13 protein-coding genes are annotated in these 16,356 nt (G+C 57.9%); 6 read left to right on the forward strand and 7 right to left on the reverse strand.

Translation table 11 applies throughout. From position 1 onward, the window contains the following. Positions 1–48: 48 nt before the first annotated feature. From htpG to APT89_RS17970, 4 genes are all read left to right on the forward strand, one after another. Positions 49–1,923: a molecular chaperone HtpG gene (htpG, locus tag APT89_RS17955; RefSeq protein ID WP_041911055.1), complete on the forward strand. Its 1,875-nt coding sequence runs from the start codon at positions 49–51 to the stop codon at positions 1,921–1,923. 195 nt (positions 1,924–2,118) lie between these two features. Further along, entirely contained in the window at positions 2,119–2,763 is a 645-nt protein-coding gene (gene adk / locus APT89_RS17960) for an adenylate kinase (RefSeq protein WP_006809841.1), read from the forward strand. 124 nt (positions 2,764–2,887) lie between these two features. After that, positions 2,888–3,850, forward strand: coding sequence for a ferrochelatase (hemH, locus tag APT89_RS17965; protein WP_041911054.1), 963 nt, complete (start codon positions 2,888–2,890; stop codon positions 3,848–3,850). 62 nt (positions 3,851–3,912) lie between these two features. Next, on the forward strand, positions 3,913–5,217 hold the full coding sequence (locus APT89_RS17970) for an inosine/guanosine kinase (RefSeq protein ID WP_045260696.1): 1,305 nt from the start codon (positions 3,913–3,915) through the stop codon (positions 5,215–5,217). A 92-nt stretch (positions 5,218–5,309) separates the two neighbouring features. Here the strand turns inward: APT89_RS17970 and ybaL are convergent, their stop codons facing one another. Both ybaL and APT89_RS17980 read right to left on the reverse strand, forming a co-directional pair. After that, a complete protein-coding gene (ybaL, locus tag APT89_RS17975) occupies positions 5,310–6,986 on the reverse strand; it encodes a YbaL family putative K(+) efflux transporter (RefSeq protein WP_041911052.1) in 1,677 nt (558 codons plus the stop codon). Positions 6,987–7,218: 232 nt separating this feature from the next. Further along, the gene (locus APT89_RS17980; protein WP_028012201.1) at positions 7,219–8,427 is read right to left on the reverse strand and encodes an MFS transporter; all 1,209 of its coding nucleotides are present in this window, start codon (positions 8,425–8,427) and stop codon (positions 7,219–7,221) included. Between the two features lie 164 nt (positions 8,428–8,591). On the opposite strand from APT89_RS17980, the gene ushA reads away from it, so the two are divergent. Next, entirely contained in the window at positions 8,592–10,244 is a 1,653-nt protein-coding gene (gene ushA, locus APT89_RS17985; protein ID WP_060573171.1) for a bifunctional UDP-sugar hydrolase/5'-nucleotidase UshA, read from the forward strand. Positions 10,245–10,362: 118 nt separating this feature from the next. Here the strand turns inward: ushA and ybaK are convergent, their stop codons facing one another. From ybaK to copA, 3 genes are all read right to left on the reverse strand, one after another. Next, on the reverse strand, positions 10,363–10,842 hold the full coding sequence (gene ybaK / locus APT89_RS17990; protein WP_008499307.1) for a Cys-tRNA(Pro)/Cys-tRNA(Cys) deacylase YbaK: 480 nt from the start codon (positions 10,840–10,842) through the stop codon (positions 10,363–10,365). Positions 10,843–11,040: 198 nt separating this feature from the next. Further along, positions 11,041–11,835, reverse strand: a complete 795-nt coding sequence (locus APT89_RS17995) for a TraB/GumN family protein (RefSeq protein WP_060573173.1) — start codon at positions 11,833–11,835, stop codon at positions 11,041–11,043. A gap of 50 nt (positions 11,836–11,885) precedes the next feature. Then, a complete protein-coding gene (gene copA / locus APT89_RS18000) occupies positions 11,886–14,384 on the reverse strand; it encodes a copper-exporting P-type ATPase CopA (protein ID WP_060573175.1) in 2,499 nt (832 codons plus the stop codon). Between the two features lie 108 nt (positions 14,385–14,492). Between copA and cueR the strand changes: the two genes are divergently transcribed. Further along, a complete protein-coding gene (cueR, locus tag APT89_RS18005) occupies positions 14,493–14,903 on the forward strand; it encodes a Cu(I)-responsive transcriptional regulator (RefSeq protein ID WP_028012206.1) in 411 nt (136 codons plus the stop codon). Here cueR and APT89_RS18010 read toward each other — a convergent pair. Further along, a complete protein-coding gene (locus APT89_RS18010) occupies positions 14,900–15,352 on the reverse strand; it encodes an NfeD family protein (protein WP_028012207.1) in 453 nt (150 codons plus the stop codon). The two genes, cueR and APT89_RS18010, sit on opposite strands and share 4 nt — an antisense overlap. Further along, the gene (locus APT89_RS18015) at positions 15,349–16,263 is read right to left on the reverse strand and encodes an SPFH domain-containing protein (protein WP_008499312.1); all 915 of its coding nucleotides are present in this window, start codon (positions 16,261–16,263) and stop codon (positions 15,349–15,351) included. Before APT89_RS18015 ends, APT89_RS18010 begins: the two co-directional genes overlap by 4 nt. Positions 16,264–16,356 lie beyond the last annotated feature (93 nt).

Consider the following 16,356-nt stretch of genomic DNA (forward strand, 5'->3'; position numbering starts at 1 on the left):
CTCAACGTTTTAAAACCCCATTAAATGGCATTGTTGAGGTCGACATAGATGAAAGGACAAGAAACCCGTGGTTTCCAGTCAGAAGTAAAACAGCTTCTGCACCTGATGATCCATTCCCTGTATTCCAACAAAGAAATTTTCCTGCGTGAGCTGATTTCCAACGCCTCCGATGCGGCGGACAAGCTGCGCTTCCGCGCGCTGTCCAATCCGGATCTGTATGAAGGCGACGGCGAACTGCGCGTGCGCGTCTCTTTCAACAAAGAGAACCGCACCCTGACCATCGCTGATAACGGCATCGGGATGAACCGCGACGAGGTGATCGACCACCTCGGGACCATCGCCAAATCCGGCACCAAAGCGTTCCTGGAGTCCATGGGCTCTGACCAGGCGAAAGACAGCCAGCTGATTGGCCAGTTCGGCGTAGGCTTCTACTCGGCGTTCATCGTGGCGGACAAAGTCACCGTGCGCACCCGCGCGGCGGGTGACAGCGCCGAGAACGGCGTGCTGTGGGAATCCAAAGGGGAAGGCGAATACACCGTTGATGACATCACCAAAGCGGATCGCGGCACCGAAATCACCCTCCACCTGCGCGAAGGCGAAGATGATTTCCTGAACGACTGGCGCGTACGCTCCATCATCAGCAAATATTCCGACCACATCGCGCTGCCGGTAGAGATTGAAAAACAGGAAGAGAAAGACGGTGAAACCGTTGTTTCCTGGGAGAAAATCAACAAGGCGCAGGCGCTGTGGACGCGTAACAAGGCTGAAATCAAAGACGACGAGTACAACGAGTTTTATAAGCACATCGCTCACGACTTTACCGACCCGCTGACCTGGAGCCACAATCGCGTGGAAGGGAAGCAGGAGTACACCAGCCTGCTGTATATCCCGGCACAGGCACCGTGGGACATGTGGAACCGCGATCACAAGCACGGCCTGAAGCTGTACGTGCAGCGCGTCTTCATCATGGACGACGCCGAGCAGTTCATGCCGAACTACCTGCGCTTTGTTCGTGGCCTGATAGACTCCAACGATCTGCCGCTGAACGTCTCCCGTGAAATCCTCCAGGACAGCACCGTTACCCGTAATCTGCGTAACGCTCTGACCAAACGTGCGTTGCAGATGCTGGAAAAACTGGCGAAAGACGACGCGGAAAAATACCAGACCTTCTGGAAACAGTTCGGCCTGGTGCTGAAAGAAGGCCCGGCTGAAGACATGGCGAACGTTGAAACCATCGCCAAACTGCTGCGCTTCGCCTCAACGCACACTGACTCCTCCGCCCAGACCGTGTCGCTGGAAGAGTACGTCTCCCGCATGAAGGAAGGACAGGAGAAGATCTACTACATCACCGCCGACAGCTATGCGGCAGCGAAGAGCAGCCCGCACCTGGAGCTGCTGCGTAAGAAAGGCATCGAAGTGCTGCTGCTTTCTGACCGCATTGACGAGTGGATGATGAACTACCTGACCGAGTTCGACGGTAAGGTGTTCCAGTCCGTTGCCAAAGCCGACGAGTCCATCGACAAGCTGGCGGATGAAGTGGACGAAAGCGCGAAAGAAGCCGAGAAGGCGCTGGAGCCGTTCGTTGAGCGTGTCAAAACCCTGCTGGGCGACCGCGTGAAAGAGGTGCGCTTTACGCACCGTCTGACCGATACTCCGGCGATTGTCACCACCGATGCGGACGAAATGAGCACCCAGATGGCGAAGCTGTTCGCCGCGGCGGGCCAGGCCGTGCCGGAAGTGAAATATATCTTTGAGCTTAATCCGGATCATCCGCTGGTGAAACGCGCGGCGGATACCCAGGATGAAGCTCGCTTTGCCGAGTGGGTTGAACTCCTGCTGGATCAGTCCCTGCTGGCCGAGCGCGGCACCCTGGAAGATCCTAACCTGTTCATTAAACGTGTGAATGCGCTGCTGCTGGCGTAACTGACCACGTCTCCCCTGGTCTTCTCCCTCTCCCCGTGGGAGAGGGCCGGGGTGAGGGCACCAGACCGCACTCTCCCAAATTATCTCCCCCCATTAACCGTTTCAGCCTTCCCGCCTTCCTTGAGCCACGCCCGTTCTGGTGGTATTGTTTAGCGCTTTTGAAAAATTGAAACGACATTTGAGGGGATTTTCGCAATGCGTATTATTCTGCTTGGCGCTCCGGGCGCGGGTAAAGGAACTCAGGCTCAGTTCATCATGGAGAAATACGGTATTCCGCAAATCTCCACCGGTGACATGCTGCGCGCCGCTGTAAAATCTGGCTCCGAGCTGGGTAAACAAGCGAAAGACATCATGGACGCAGGCAAGCTGGTAACCGACGAGCTGGTTATCGCGCTGGTTAAAGAGCGCATTGCGCAGGAAGACTGCCGTAACGGTTTCCTGCTGGACGGCTTCCCGCGCACCATTCCTCAGGCTGACGCCATGAAAGAAGCGGGCATCAACGTGGACTACGTGCTGGAGTTCGACGTACCGGACGAGCTGATCGTTGACCGTATCGTTGGCCGTCGCGTGCACGCTGCCTCTGGCCGCGTTTACCACATCAAATTCAACCCGCCTAAGGTTGAAGGCAAAGACGACGTGACCGGCGAAGAGCTGACCACCCGTAAAGACGATCAGGAAGAGACCGTGCGTAAACGCCTGGTGGAATACCATCAGATGACCGCGCCGCTGATTGGCTACTACACCAAAGAAGCGCAGGCGGGTAACACCAAATACGCCAAAGTTGACGGCACCAAAGCCGTGGCTGACGTACGTGCAGAGCTGGAAAAAATCCTCGGCTAATCACGCGCCTCTCACCCGGGTTTCCGGGTGAGAAATATTCTCATCTTACCTATTACAGCAATGGGTTTCGTTTAAACGCATTTCCGCTACAATTGACAACCTATCAAATGGTTAAGAGGCGTGAATGAGTCAGGCGAAAACCGGCATCCTGCTTGCCAATCTGGGCACCCCAGAAGCACCCACTCCAGCGGCGGTAAAACGCTACCTGCGACAATTTTTAAGCGACACGCGCGTCGTGGATTTTCCGAGACTGCTGTGGTGGCCGCTGCTGCGTGGCGTCATTCTGCCGATTCGCTCTCCGCGCGTTGCCAAACTTTATCAGTCCGTCTGGATGGAAGAGGGCTCGCCGCTGATGGTGTACAGCCGTCGTCAGGAAAAAGCGCTGGCCGCCCGTCTGCCGGATATGCCCGTCGCACTCGGCATGAGCTACGGTAAACCTTCTCTGGAAAGCGCCGTCGACGCGCTGCTGGCACAGGGCGTGGATCATATCGTTGTGCTGGCCTTGTATCCGCAGTACTCCTGCTCGACGGTGGCCGCCGTCTGGGACGAGCTGGCGCGTATTCTGAAGACGCGTCGCCGCATTCCGGGCGTGACCTTTATTCGCGATTATGCGGATAACGATCTCTACATTAAGGCGCTTGCCAACAGCGCCCGAGCATCGTTTGAAAAGCACGGCGAACCGGATCTGCTGCTGCTCTCCTATCACGGTATTCCGCAACGTTTCGCCAATGAAGGGGATGATTACCCCCAGCGCTGCCGCGATACCACCCGCGAGCTGGTCTCCGCCCTTGGCCTGCCGCCGGAGAAGGTGATGATGACCTTCCAGTCGCGCTTTGGCCGCGAGCCGTGGCTGACGCCGTACACCGATGAAACCCTCAAAATGCTCGGCGAGAAGGGCGTGAAGCACATTCAGGTGATGTCGCCGGGCTTCTCGGCGGACTGCCTTGAAACGCTGGAGGAGATCGCGGTGCAAAACCGGGAATTTTTCCTTGAGGCCGGCGGCGAAAAGTATGAGTACATTCCGGCGCTTAACGACTCGCCTGAGCATATCGACATGATGGTCTCGCTGGTGACGAACAGCCGCTGATCGCACTCCGGGCCGGGTTTGTGCTACCATTCCCGGCCCATATTCTTCGTACAGTTCAGACCATGAAATTTCCCGGTAAACGCAAATCCAAACACTACTTTCCCGTCGATGCCCGCGATCCGCTTCTGCAGCAAATCCAGCCTGAAAATGAAACCAGCGCGGCCTGGGTTGTCGGTATCGACCAGACGCTGGTGGACATTGAAGCGAAAGTGGATGATGAGTTTGTCGCCCGTTACGGTCTGAGCGCCGGTCACTCGCTGGTGATTGAGGACGACGTTGCCGAAGCGCTGTACCAGGAGCTGGTGCGCGAAAATCTGATTACCCATCAGTTCGCTGGCGGCACCATCGGCAACACCATGCACAACTACTCGGTGCTGGCAGATGACCGCTCGGTGCTGCTCGGCGTGATGTGCAGCAATATCGAAATCGGTGGCTACGCCTACCGCTACCTGTGTAACACCTCCAGCCGCACCGATCTTAACTATCTCCAGGGCGTAGACGGGCCGATTGGCCGCTGCTTTACGCTGATCGGCGAATCCGGCGAGCGTACCTTTGCCATCAGCCCGGGCCACATGAACAAGCTGCGCGCGGAAAGCATTCCCGAAGAGGTGATCGCGGGCGCGTCTGCGCTGGTGCTGACCTCCTACCTGGTGCGCTGCAAGCCGGGCGAGCCGATGCCTGAGGCGACCATGAAGGCGATTGAGTACGCGAAAAAGTACGACGTGCCCGTCGTTCTGACGCTGGGCACCAAATTCGTGATTGCCGATAACCCGGAGTGGTGGCAGACCTTCCTGAAAGAGCACGTCTCCATTCTGGCGATGAACGAAGAAGAGGCCGAGGCGCTTACCGGTGAAAGCGATCCGCTACTGGCGTCCGACAAAGCGTTGGATTGGGTGGATCTGGTGCTCTGCACCGCGGGTCCGGTTGGGCTGTATATGGCGGGGTTCACGGAAGAAGAGAGCAAGCGCAAAACCCAGCACCCGCTGCTGCCGGGGGCGATTGCGGAGTTCAACCAGTACGAGTTCAGCCGCGGCATGCGCCACAAAGACTGCGTGAATCCGCTGCGTATCTACTCCCACATTGCGCCGTATATGGGCGGGCCGGAGAAGATCATGAACACTAACGGCGCGGGCGACGGCGCGCTGGCCGCGCTGCTGCATGACATTACCGCGAACGCCTATCACAAAACTAACGTGCCGAACTCCAGCAAGCACAAGTTCAGCTGGCTGACCTATTCGTCGCTGGCGCAGGTGTGCAAGTACGCGAACCGCGTGAGCTACCAGGTGCTGAACCAGCATTCTCCACGCTTAACGCGTGGACTGCCGGAACGAGAAGACAGCCTCGAAGAGGCGTACTGGGACAGGTAAAAGCAAAACGGCAACCTGTGGTTGCCGTTTTTAGTATTTGTTCCCTCTCCCTGTGGAGAGGGCCAGGGTGAGGGCATCAGGCCGCAGCAAACTTACCCCGTAACCGCCTCTTCAACTGGCGGCTTCGTCAGCAGCGTCAGCATGGTGTTCGCAATCTCACGCTCGCCCATCACCACCTGATTCGCGCCGCGCTCGGTAATGTACTCCACCTCGTCGTCATAGTGCGCTCGGGCAATGATCTCAATACCGGGGCACTTCTCACGCGCGGAGGCCACAATCTCACCCGCTTCATAACCGTTTGGAATGGTCAGCAGCAGCCAGCGGGCGCAGTCCAGATGCGCCAGCTCCATGATCTCTTCGTTCGCCGCATTGCCCAGCACCGCACGAATCCCGCGCTCGCGAAGCTCATCCACGCGGGTGCGTGACGTCTCAATCACCACCAGCGGGATCCCCTGCGCCATCAGCTTCTCGCCGAGCAGGCTGCCGACGCGGCCAAAGCCCACCAGCAGGGCGTGATTACAAATATCCACCGGGATCTGCTTCTCTTCTTCCGTTGCCTCTTCCAGCGTCTGCTCTTCGAGGGTTTCGGTCTTCTCGAGGTATTTTTCCAGCAGGGCAAACAATACCGGGTTTAGCATGATGGAGAGGATTGCCCCCGCCAGCACCAGATTTTGCCCCGCCTGTGGCAGCAGGTTCAGGGCCATGCCCAGACCGGCCAGAATAAAGGCGAACTCGCCAATCTGCGCCAGGCTGGCGGCAATGGTCAGCGCCGTGCGCGGGGAGTGGCCGAACATTCGCACCAGGAAGAAAGCCGCGAGCGACTTACCAAAAATAATGATCGCCAGCGTGCCCAGCACGGCCAGCGGCTGCTGGATCAGTACCAGCGGATCGAACAGCATCCCGACGGAGACGAAGAACAGCACGGCAAACGCATCGCGCAGCGGCAGCGTGTCGTGCGCCGCACGGTGGCTCAGCTCGGATTCGTTCAGCACCATCCCGGCGAAGAACGCCCCCAGGGCAAAGGAGACATCAAACAGCTCAACGGCACCGAAGGCGATGCCCAGCGCCAGCGCCAGCACGGAGAGGGTAAACAGCTCGCGGGAGCCGGTCGCCGCGCTGCGGGACATGATCCACGGCACCAGACGGCGGCCCACCAGCATCATGATGGCGATAAAGGCCACCACCTTACCGATGGTGATGCTCATATCCAGCGCCAGCGAGGCGAAGCCGATGTTCTCTTTTTCCATCATCCCGGCGACGGCGGGCAGCAGCACCAGCGTCAACACCATCACCAGATCTTCTACAATCAGCCAGCCAATCGCGATTTGCCCGCGCTGGCTGTCTATCAACTGCCTCTCTTCAAGCGCGCGCAGCAGCACCACGGTACTGGCGGTGGAGAGGCACAGCCCAAAGACGATGCCGGTCATCAGCGACCAGCCCAGCACTGCCGAAAGCGCCATGCCCAGCAGCGTCGCCACCCCTATCTGGGCGATCGCTCCGGGTATGGCGATCGACTTTACCGCCATCAGGTCCTTCAGCGAAAAATGCAGACCGACGCCAAACATCAGCAGGATCACGCCCAGTTCCGCCAGCTCTGGCGCCAGTTTGGTATCCGCCACGAAGCCTGGCGTGAAAGGCCCCGCCAGTACACCCGCTAACAAATAGCCGACAAGAGGAGAAATACGCAGCTTATTGGCAATCATGCCAAGGATGAAAGCGAGCACAAGTCCACCAACTATGGTGGTAATAAGCGGTGTGGCGTGGTGCATTCCGTCTCCTTTCGTGGTGAGTGTTCCATTTTTGGCGTGAATACCAAAAAGCCAGGTAATAGTTTATGACAATTTTTGCCCTTATGTTTATGAATAATTGTTGAAGTTTGAATAAAACGGCAATATGCGATTAAAAAGGCGCATATTGATAAATTCAGAGTGGGGATGAAGAGGAAACCCTTATCGCATAAGGGGGGAGGGTAGCCAAAGCATAACTTTAGCTACCCGTAAATCACGCTTTATGACGATTATCAGGCAGGAATATGGTCAACATCCCAAGAAGCGGCAGGAAAGCGCAAATTTTGTAAACCAGGAAGATGCTGGTGTGATCCGCAACCATCCCTAATACGGCTGCGCCAAGGCCGCCCATCCCAAAGGCGAAACCGAAAAAGAGCCCGGAAACCATACCTATACGGCCCGGCAGCAGCTCCTGAGCATAGACCAGGATGGCGGAAAACGCGGAGGCGAGGATAAAACCGATTATCACGGTTAAAATCCCGGTCCATTCCAGACTTGCGTACGGCAAAATAAGGGTAAACGGCGCCACCCCGAGGATAGAGCCCCAAATGACATATTTACGGCCAATTTTATCCCCCACCGGCCCGCCAATGACCGTTCCTGCGGCCACCGCGAAGAGGAAAGCAAACAGGTGAAACTGCGCGTTTTGTACCGATAATCCGAATTTTTGCATTAGATAAAAGGTGTAATAGCTGCTAATGCTCGCCATATAGAAGTATTTGGAGAAAATCAGCACCAGCAGCACGGAAACCGCAAGAATGACCTTATTACGAGGCAGGGGATTGATAACCTTCGCTTTAGGTTTCCCCTTGTTCACGCGATGCTGGGCGGCGTACCAGCGGCTGATTTGTGCCAGCACGACAATGGCGAGCAGGGCGGCCAGCACAAACCAGGCCACATTGCCTTTGCCATACGGGGCGATAATCACCGCCGCCAGCAGCGGGCCGAGGGAGCTACCGAAGTTGCCCCCTACCTGGAAGAGTGACTGCGCCAGCCCGTGACGGCCACCGGAGGCCATACGCGCCACGCGGGACGATTCCGGATGGAAGACGGACGAGCCGGTTCCCACCAGCGCGGCGGCGAGCAGAACCGCTTCAAAACTGCCTGCCATGGCCAGCAGCACCAGCCCGCTTAAGGTAAAGCACATGCCTATCGGCAGCGACCACGGCATCGGGTATTTATCCGTCCAGTAACCCACCACCGGCTGCAGCAGCGACGAGGCCAGCTGGAAGGTCAGGGTGATCATCCCGATCTGTACGAAGGTTAACGAAAACTCGGACTGCAGCAGCGGGTAGATCGCCAGAATCAACGACTGGATCATGTCGTTGAGCAGGTGCGAGAGGCTGATTGCGCCTAAAACTTTAAAAGAGGTGCGCGACGCCGGCGCGCCCGGAGCGGGCTGGGTTGATTCACTGATTGCCATAAATACCACGTCAATTTGTTATTAGAGATGCAGGGAGTAATTATTATCCGACTAACATACTCGTCCGTGACATTTGAAGAAAGTCGCAATTCTGAAAACTTATTTGTCTATTCTTGTTAGTCACTGTAATTTTTGCCTTTGTCTATTGGTCAGGGAGAGAGAAGATGAAGTTAATGAAGCGGGGCGTCGCGCTGGCGCTTATTGCCGCATGGGGCCTGGCAAGCCTGCCCGCGCAGGCGTATGAAAAAGATAAAACCTATAAAATCACCATTCTGCATACCAACGATCATCACGGTCATTTCTGGCGCAGTGAATACGGCGAGTATGGTCTGTCGGCGCAAAAAACGCTGGTGGACGGCATTCGCAAAGAGGTGGCGGCCCAGGGCGGCAGCGTGCTGTTGCTCTCAGGCGGGGATATTAATACCGGCGTGCCGGAATCGGATTTACAGGATGCTGAACCCGATTTCCGCGGCATGAATTTAATCGGTTACGACGCGATGGCCGTCGGCAACCACGAGTTTGATAATCCGCTGAGCGTGCTGCGCCAGCAGGAGAAATGGTCCAAATTCCCGTTCCTCTCCGCCAATATTTACCAGAAAAGCACCGGCGAACGTCTGTTTAAACCGTGGGCGCTGTTTAAGCGTCAGGATCTCAAAATTGCGGTCATCGGCTTAACCACCGACGATACGGCAAAAATCGGTAACCCTGAGTTCTTCACCGATATCGAATTCCGCAAACCGGCAGACGAAGCGAAGCTGGTGATTCAGGAGCTGCAGCAGAACGAAAAGCCGGACGTGATTATCGCCACTACCCACATGGGACACTACGATAACGGCGAGCACGGCTCCAATGCGCCCGGCGACGTGGAGATGGCGCGCAGCCTGCCAGCGGGCTCGCTGGCGATGATTGTGGGCGGTCACTCGCAGGATCCGGTGTGCATGGCGTCGGAGAACAAAAAGCAGGTGGACTACGTGCCGGGCACGCCGTGTGCGCCAGATCGTCAGAACGGGATCTGGATTGTGCAGGCCCACGAGTGGGGTAAATACGTGGGGCGGGCGGACTTTGAGTTTCGTAACGGTGAGATGAAGCTGGTGCGCTATCAGCTCATCCCGGTGAACCTGAAGAAGAAAGTCACCTACCCGGACGGGAAAAGCGAGCGCGTACTTTACACGCCAGAGATTGCTGAAAACCAGCAGATGCTCTCCCTGCTGACGCCGTTCCAGAACAAAGGCAAGGCGCAGCTGGAGGTGAAAATCGGCACGCTGAACGGTCGTCTGGAAGGGGACCGCAGTAAAGTCCGCTTCGTGCAGACCAACATGGGCCATCTGGTGCTGGCGGCGCAGATGGCGCGCACGAATGCGGACTTCGGCGTGATGAGCGGCGGCGGCATTCGTGACTCCATCGAAGGCGGAAACATCACCTATAAAGACGTGCTGAAGGTGCAGCCGTTCGGCAACGTGGTGGTGTATGCGGATATGAGCGGGAGAGAGGTCGTTGACTACCTGACCGCCGTGGCGCAGATGAAGCCGGACTCGGGTGCCTATCCGCAGTTTGCCAACGTCAGCTTTGTGGCGAAGGACGGCAAGCTCAACGATCTGAAAATCAAAGGCGAGCCGGTCGATCCGGCGAAAACCTACCGTCTGGCGACGTTAAGCTTTAACGCCACCGGCGGCGACGGCTATCCGCACATCGATAATAAACCGGGCTACGTAAACACCGGTTTTATTGATGCGGAAGTGCTGAAGCAGTACATCGAGCAGAATTCGCCGATTGACGTGAATGCCTATGAGCCGAAAGGTGAGGTGAGCTGGCAGTAGTGTTGTGCGGCCTGATGTCCTCACTCCAACCCTCTCCCACCGGGAGAGGGCGCGAACACAAAAAACGGTAACGCCTGTTACCGTTTTGCTTTTACCTCGTAGCCGCCACCCGGCTTTTTTACTCCCGGCGGGCAATATCCGCAAACTTCGCGTCCAGCATTTTCGCCAGATCGCCCGCGGCCAGTTCAATATCCAGCCCGCGTTTACCGCCCGAAATATAGATCGTCTCAAATTCCTGCGAAGGCGCATCGATCAGCGTCGGCAGGCGTTTTTTCTGTCCGAGCGGGCTGATCCCGCCCACCAGATAGCCCGTGGTGCGTTGCGCAACCATCGGGTCCGCCATATCGACCTTTTTCGCCCCCAGCGCTTTCGCTACCTTTTTGAGATCGAGCTGTCCGGCAACGGGCGTTACCGCCACGGCGAGGTGTTTCATATCGCCATTCACCGCCACCAGCAGCGTTTTATAGACCTGGTCAGCGTTCAGCCCCAGCTTGCGCACCACTTCATCACCAAAGTTGGTTTCGTTCGGATCGTGATCGTAGGTATGGATCCGGAAAGAAATATTGTTTTTTTCGAGTAATTTAACGGCGGGAGTCATAGCTATCCTTCTTACGACAGACAATTCATGCAGCCAGCATACGCCTGACGTTTGTCTAAAAAATAGCACCATCTTGCGCAATAGTGTTGGCAGTGATGGTCACTTTGAGCGACAATCGGCTCAGCCGAAGGTCACTTCGGTATAATAAAAACGATGAAATTCCTCTTTGACGGGCCAATAGAGATATTGGCCATTTTTTTATTTCAACAGCGACGGCAAATTCCCTTCGCCGTATAAATGCAGCGCCCCGACCGCGACCACGTACTCCCCCGCAGGTAAAGCATGCAGCGTCTCTCGCCAGGCTTTGTTGCGCGCATTCATCAGCACATCATAAAGCGATTCACTGAACGTCGACGGTAGCGCCAGCTTACCGTCCGCGGGCGGCGCATCCAGCCACCAGCCAATCATGGTTTGCAGCAGACGCGCGTTGGTGTGCCAGTGGGTCAGGGTATCATCCAGCAGCATCAGACCGTCGTCAGGAAGCTGGCGCAGGAGCGCAATCTGGCTGTCCGTCCCTTCAAGCTCGATGATGGGCATACGGCGCGCCCGCGCCACGTTCAGCAGCTGGTAATCAATGCCGTAGTCACCGCGCAGGCCCAGACGCTGCGCCTGCGTGGCCTGCAGCACCATTGCAATTTGCCACAGCGGCAGGGTGTCAATCATGGAGAGCGACACGCCGGTTTCTGCCGCCAAGCGCCTCAGCTCCGCGAGCTGGTCGTCGTTCAGGCGCTCCGCCAGCGGGAGATCGCTTTCAAGCCCGGCAAACGGCGACTCGTGGCCGGAAATGTCCGCCTCGACGACCAGCGCGTCGGCGCGCTTCAGGCGTTTTATCAGACCGGATGGCAGAGGAGACATTCCCTGCGTGCCCATATGGATGCTGCCGACCAGGTGCAGGTGTTGCCCGCCGGGAAGCGAAATATCCAGGCCGGGCCAGGCATAGCGGCGGGGGAAGAGGGCGCGAAACGATGCTTTTATACGATTAAACAGACTCATACGCGCTCCATGACCGGAAAGGGTCATGCTAGCGCGTACGAGAACAAGGTTCAATCCTTCGGTTTAAACCGCAGCAGACGGTTGGCATTGCTCACCACGGTAATGGAGGAGAGTGCCATCGCCGCACCCGCAACCACCGGGTTCAGCAGGGTGCCGGTCAGCGGCCACAAAATGCCGGCAGCAACCGGAATACCGAGAGAGTTATAGACGAACGCCCCGAGCAGGTTCTGCTTCATGTTGCGCAACGTAGCTTTCGAAATGGCCAGGGCGTCGGCCACGCCCATCAGGCTGTGGCGCATCAGCGTGATGGCCGCGGTTTCGATGGCGACATCGCTCCCGCCACCCATGGCTATCCCTACGTCCGCCTGGGCCAGCGCCGGGGCGTCGTTGATGCCGTCGCCCACCATCGCCACCTGGCGACCCTGACTTTGCAGGTTCTTGATGGCATCCGCTTTGCCGTCCGGCAGCACGCCCGCAATCACCTCATCAATACCGGCCTCTTTTGCGATGGCGTTGGCGGTGGTCGGGTTATCCCCGGTCAGCATCACCAGGCGATAGCCCGCGCGGTGCAGGCGCTGTAAGGCATCCACGCTGTCCTGGCGAAGCGGATCGCGCACGGCCAGCAGCGCGGCGGCTTTGCCATCCACCGCCAGCAGAACCGGGGTGGCGCCCCGAGACGCCTGTGCTTTCAGCTCTTCTTCCAGCGCGGACGTATCAACACCGTTTTCATTCAGCAATGCCTGATTACCCAGCAGCAGCGCGTGGCCGTCGGCTTCACCGCTGACGCCAAGCCCGCGCAGGGTACGGAAATTGCTGACCTGCGGCAGGGCTGCATCGCCCGCTTTGTCGAGAATGGCGCGGGCCAGCGGGTGGCTGGAACCTTGCTCCAGCGCGGCGGCAAGGCGCAGCGCATCCTCTTGCGCAATGCCTGCGGTGCTCACGGCCACTACCTGCGGTTTGCCTTCGGTCAGCGTACCGGTTTTATCAAAGACAATCGTATCCAGGGTGCTCGCCCGCTGCAGGGCATCCGCATCACGGACCAGCACGCCAAACTCGGCGGCACGGCCCACGCCGGAGATAATCGACATCGGCGTCGCCAGGCCAAGAGCGCACGGACAGGCGATGATCAGCACCGTGGTGGCGATGACCAGGGTGTAGACAATCTGCGGTGCCGGGCCGAAGAAATACCAGATCGCCGCGCTCAGCAGAGCAATGCCGACCACTACCGGCACAAAAATGGCCGAGATTTTGTCAGCAAGCTGGCCAATCTCCGGCTTGCTGCTCTGGGCCTGGCGGACCATGCGGATAATACGCGACAGCGTGGTGTGGCTACCGACGGCACTGGCGCGGAACAGCACGCTGCCGTCCTGCACTACCGTACCGGCATGAACCGCATCGCCCTGTGATTTTTGTTGGGGGATCGGCTCCCCGGTCAACATCGCTTCATCCAGCCAGGCGTCGCCCTGGGTGATTAAACCGTCGACTGGCACCCGGTCGCCGGGGGTCAGGCGCAGCGTCATGCCCGGCTGTACCTCCGCCAGCGGGACGCTTTTTTCCCCATCGTCCGTGACCACGCGGGCCGTCGGCGGGGTTAAATCGAGCAAGCGTTCCAGCGCTTTCGAGGAGCGCTGACGGGCGCGCGCTTCCAGCATGTGGCCCAGGTTAATCAGGCCGATAATCATGGCGCTGGCTTCATAATAGAGATGGCGGGCTTCCATCGGGAACCACTGGGGCCAGACGTTCACACTCATGGAGTACAGCCACGCCGCGCCGGTACCGAGCGCAACCAGCGTATCCATCGTCGCCGTGCGGTTTTTCAGGCTCTTCAAGGCGCTGGTATAAAAATGCCCACCTGCAAAGACCATGACCGCAAGGGTAATTAAACCAATCACCAGCCATAGCGTGCGGTTGTCTGCGGTGACCATCATGTTGTCACCCATCATGCCCCACACCATCACCGGAATACCGACCAGCAGGGCGACTATCGCCTGCCAGCGGAAGCGCTTCATGGTGGCAATAGCCGTTTCCTGCTGGCGTTCGCGGCGCTCGGCATCATCTTCGATGGCTTCCGCCCCGTAGCCCGCTTTTTCCACGGCCTGCACTAAATCTGCGGCGGAGGCACTGCCCATCACCAGCGCAGTACGCTCCGCAAGGTTGACCCGTGCCTGTGCGACGCCCGGTACCGCCTGCAGGGCGTTCTGCACGCGGGAGACGCAGCTGGCGCAGCTCATGCCGTTGATCAGCAGCTGTTGGCTGTCATCAATATCATCTGCTGCCGGAAGCTCAGGAGTGGCCGCTGTCAGCGCTTCCGACGGGGATGATGACTCTGCCAGCGGGTTAGCCTTTGGGTGGCTTAACTCCGCCCCATAACCGGCCTGTTTAATAGTATCAATCAGCGCGTCCGCGCTGGCGCTGCCGGTCACGGCGGCATGGTCGATAGTCACTTCAGCGCTTTCAACGTCAGGACGCTGTTCCAGGCTTTCTTTAACGCGTTTGACGCAGTGGCCGCAGGAGAGGCCGTCCAGCGTCAGGTCGATAGTGTGAGACATAACAAAACTCCCGTATAATATATTGGTCAGTTGTTGACCGGAGTAACGCTTTTCGCTAACTGTTATGAAGGTTAAACCTTCCATCAAGGGGAAGGTCAAGGGGGAAATGTGAATATCAGTGACGTGGCAAAAAAAACCGGCTTAACCAGCAAGGCGATCCGCTTTTATGAAGAGAAGGGGCTGGTAACGCCACCGCTGCGCAGTGAAAACGGCTACCGCAGCTACACGCAGCTGCATCTCGATGAGCTGACGCTGCTGCGCCAGGCAAGACAGGTGGGGTTTAACCTGGAAGAGTGCGGCGAGCTGGTTAACCTGTTTAACGATCCGAAGCGCCACAGCGCGGACGTGAAAAAACGCACGCTGGAAAAAGTGGCGGAGATCGAGCGCCACATCATCGAGCTACAGGCGATGCGCGAACAGCTGCTGCAGCTGGCGGAATCCTGTCCGGGTGATGACAGCGCCGACTGCCCGATTATTGATAATCTTGCCGGCTGCTGCCATCGCAAAACCCACGTCTAGCAGGCTTTTACCCGCAGCGTAATCCCTTCCACCGCAATGACCTCAACCTGCGTTCCGGCACTGAGGTCGTCGTCGGCCACCACCGGCCACGAGCTGTCGCCCACGCGCATGTGCCCGCGCCCGTTCACCAGCGCGGCGTCAAGCGTAAAGCGCTTGCCGACAATCTGCTGTCCGCGCTGGTTGAGATGCGCGTCCAGCGGTTTCTGCTCTTTGACCTGACGGTTAAGCCAGCGCCACCACAGCCAGGCGGCAACCAGCGTCAGCACGGCAAACAGCGCGCCCTGCCACGCCCAGCCCAGAGGAAGGATCCAGACCAGCAGGCCCGTAATGACAGCGGCAACACCGCTCCAGAGCAGGTAGCCGTTGCCGCCAAGCATCTCCGCCGCCAGCAATAAGCCACCGAGGCTTAGCCAGAAGGCATGAGGATGTGCAACGATGAGCTCAATCATTTTTTACGCTCGTTTCCGCTGTCTTTGATCAGTTCGGCGATCCCTGCGATAGAGCCCATCAGGCTGCTGGCGTCCAGGGGCATCATCACCACTTTGCTGTTGTTCGCGGAGCCGATCTCTTTCAGCGCATCGGTATATTTTTGCGCCACGAAGTAGTTCACGGCCTGGATATCACCGGCGGCAATCGCCTCGGAGACCATCTGTGTCGCACGGGCTTCCGCTTCTGCGGAACGTTCACGCGCTTCCGCCTGTAAGAACGCGGACTGACGGTCGCCTTCGGCTTTCAGGATCTGCGACTGTTTTTCCCCTTCCGCTTTGAGGATCTCCGCCTGACGGACCCCTTCGGCTTCCAGAATATAGGCACGCTTGGTACGCTCGGCCTTCATCTGCGCGTTCATGGAGGCGATCAGCTCTGCCGGTGGGCGCACGTCGCGGATCTCAATACGGGTGACTTTGATCCCCCACGGGTTCGTTGCCTCATCAACAATGTGCAGCAGGCGGGTATTGATGCTGTCGCGCTGGGAGAGCATTTCGTCCAGCTCCATCGAGCCGAGCACGGTACGGATGTTGGTCATCGTCAGGTTGACGATCGCCAGCTCCAGGTTGCTCACCTCATAGGCCGCTTTCGGCGCATCAATCACCTGAATAAAGCAGACGGCATCAATGGTAACGTTGGCGTTATCTTTGGAGATCACTTCCTGAGAGGGGATATCCAGCACCTGCTCCATCATGTTGATCTTGCGACCAATCCGGTCCATGAACGGCACAATCAGGCTTAGGCCGGGCTGCAGCGTGTTGGTATAGCGGCCGAAGCGCTCTACGGTCCACTGGTAACCCTGAGGGACAATTTTGACACCTGCGCCCACGATAACCAGCGCGACGAATATAAGGACGGGAACAACGATGAGCATAAAAACCTCCTGTTTTGCATGCTTTGATGAGAAAAAGCGCGTGTTTACTATTCGTAAGTATATCGGCTAATGGGCTAAAATTCGCCCCGTCCG

This window comes from Enterobacter sp. 50588862 (assembly GCF_001462935.1).
Lineage (GTDB): Bacteria > Pseudomonadota > Gammaproteobacteria > Enterobacterales > Enterobacteriaceae > Enterobacter > Enterobacter bugandensis.

Excerpts from the sequence above, each read along its gene's own strand:
- htpG (WP_041911055.1), top strand. The coding sequence starts at position 49 with ATGAAAGGACAAGAAACCCGTGGTTTCCAGTCAGAAGTAAAACAGCTT.
- adk (WP_006809841.1), top strand. The coding sequence starts at position 2,119 with ATGCGTATTATTCTGCTTGGCGCTCCGGGCGCGGGTAAAGGAACTCAG.
- hemH (WP_041911054.1), top strand. The coding sequence starts at position 2,888 with ATGAGTCAGGCGAAAACCGGCATCCTGCTTGCCAATCTGGGCACCCCA.
- APT89_RS17970 (WP_045260696.1), top strand. The coding sequence starts at position 3,913 with ATGAAATTTCCCGGTAAACGCAAATCCAAACACTACTTTCCCGTCGAT.
- ybaL (WP_041911052.1), bottom strand. The coding sequence starts at position 6,986 with ATGCACCACGCCACACCGCTTATTACCACCATAGTTGGTGGACTTGTG.
- APT89_RS17980 (WP_028012201.1), bottom strand. The coding sequence starts at position 8,427 with ATGGCAATCAGTGAATCAACCCAGCCCGCTCCGGGCGCGCCGGCGTCG.
- ushA (WP_060573171.1), top strand. The coding sequence starts at position 8,592 with ATGAAGTTAATGAAGCGGGGCGTCGCGCTGGCGCTTATTGCCGCATGG.
- ybaK (WP_008499307.1), bottom strand. The coding sequence starts at position 10,842 with ATGACTCCCGCCGTTAAATTACTCGAAAAAAACAATATTTCTTTCCGG.
- APT89_RS17995 (WP_060573173.1), bottom strand. The coding sequence starts at position 11,835 with ATGAGTCTGTTTAATCGTATAAAAGCATCGTTTCGCGCCCTCTTCCCC.
- copA (WP_060573175.1), bottom strand. The coding sequence starts at position 14,384 with ATGTCTCACACTATCGACCTGACGCTGGACGGCCTCTCCTGCGGCCAC.
- APT89_RS18010 (WP_028012207.1), bottom strand. The coding sequence starts at position 15,352 with ATGATTGAGCTCATCGTTGCACATCCTCATGCCTTCTGGCTAAGCCTC.
- APT89_RS18015 (WP_008499312.1), bottom strand. The coding sequence starts at position 16,263 with ATGCTCATCGTTGTTCCCGTCCTTATATTCGTCGCGCTGGTTATCGTG.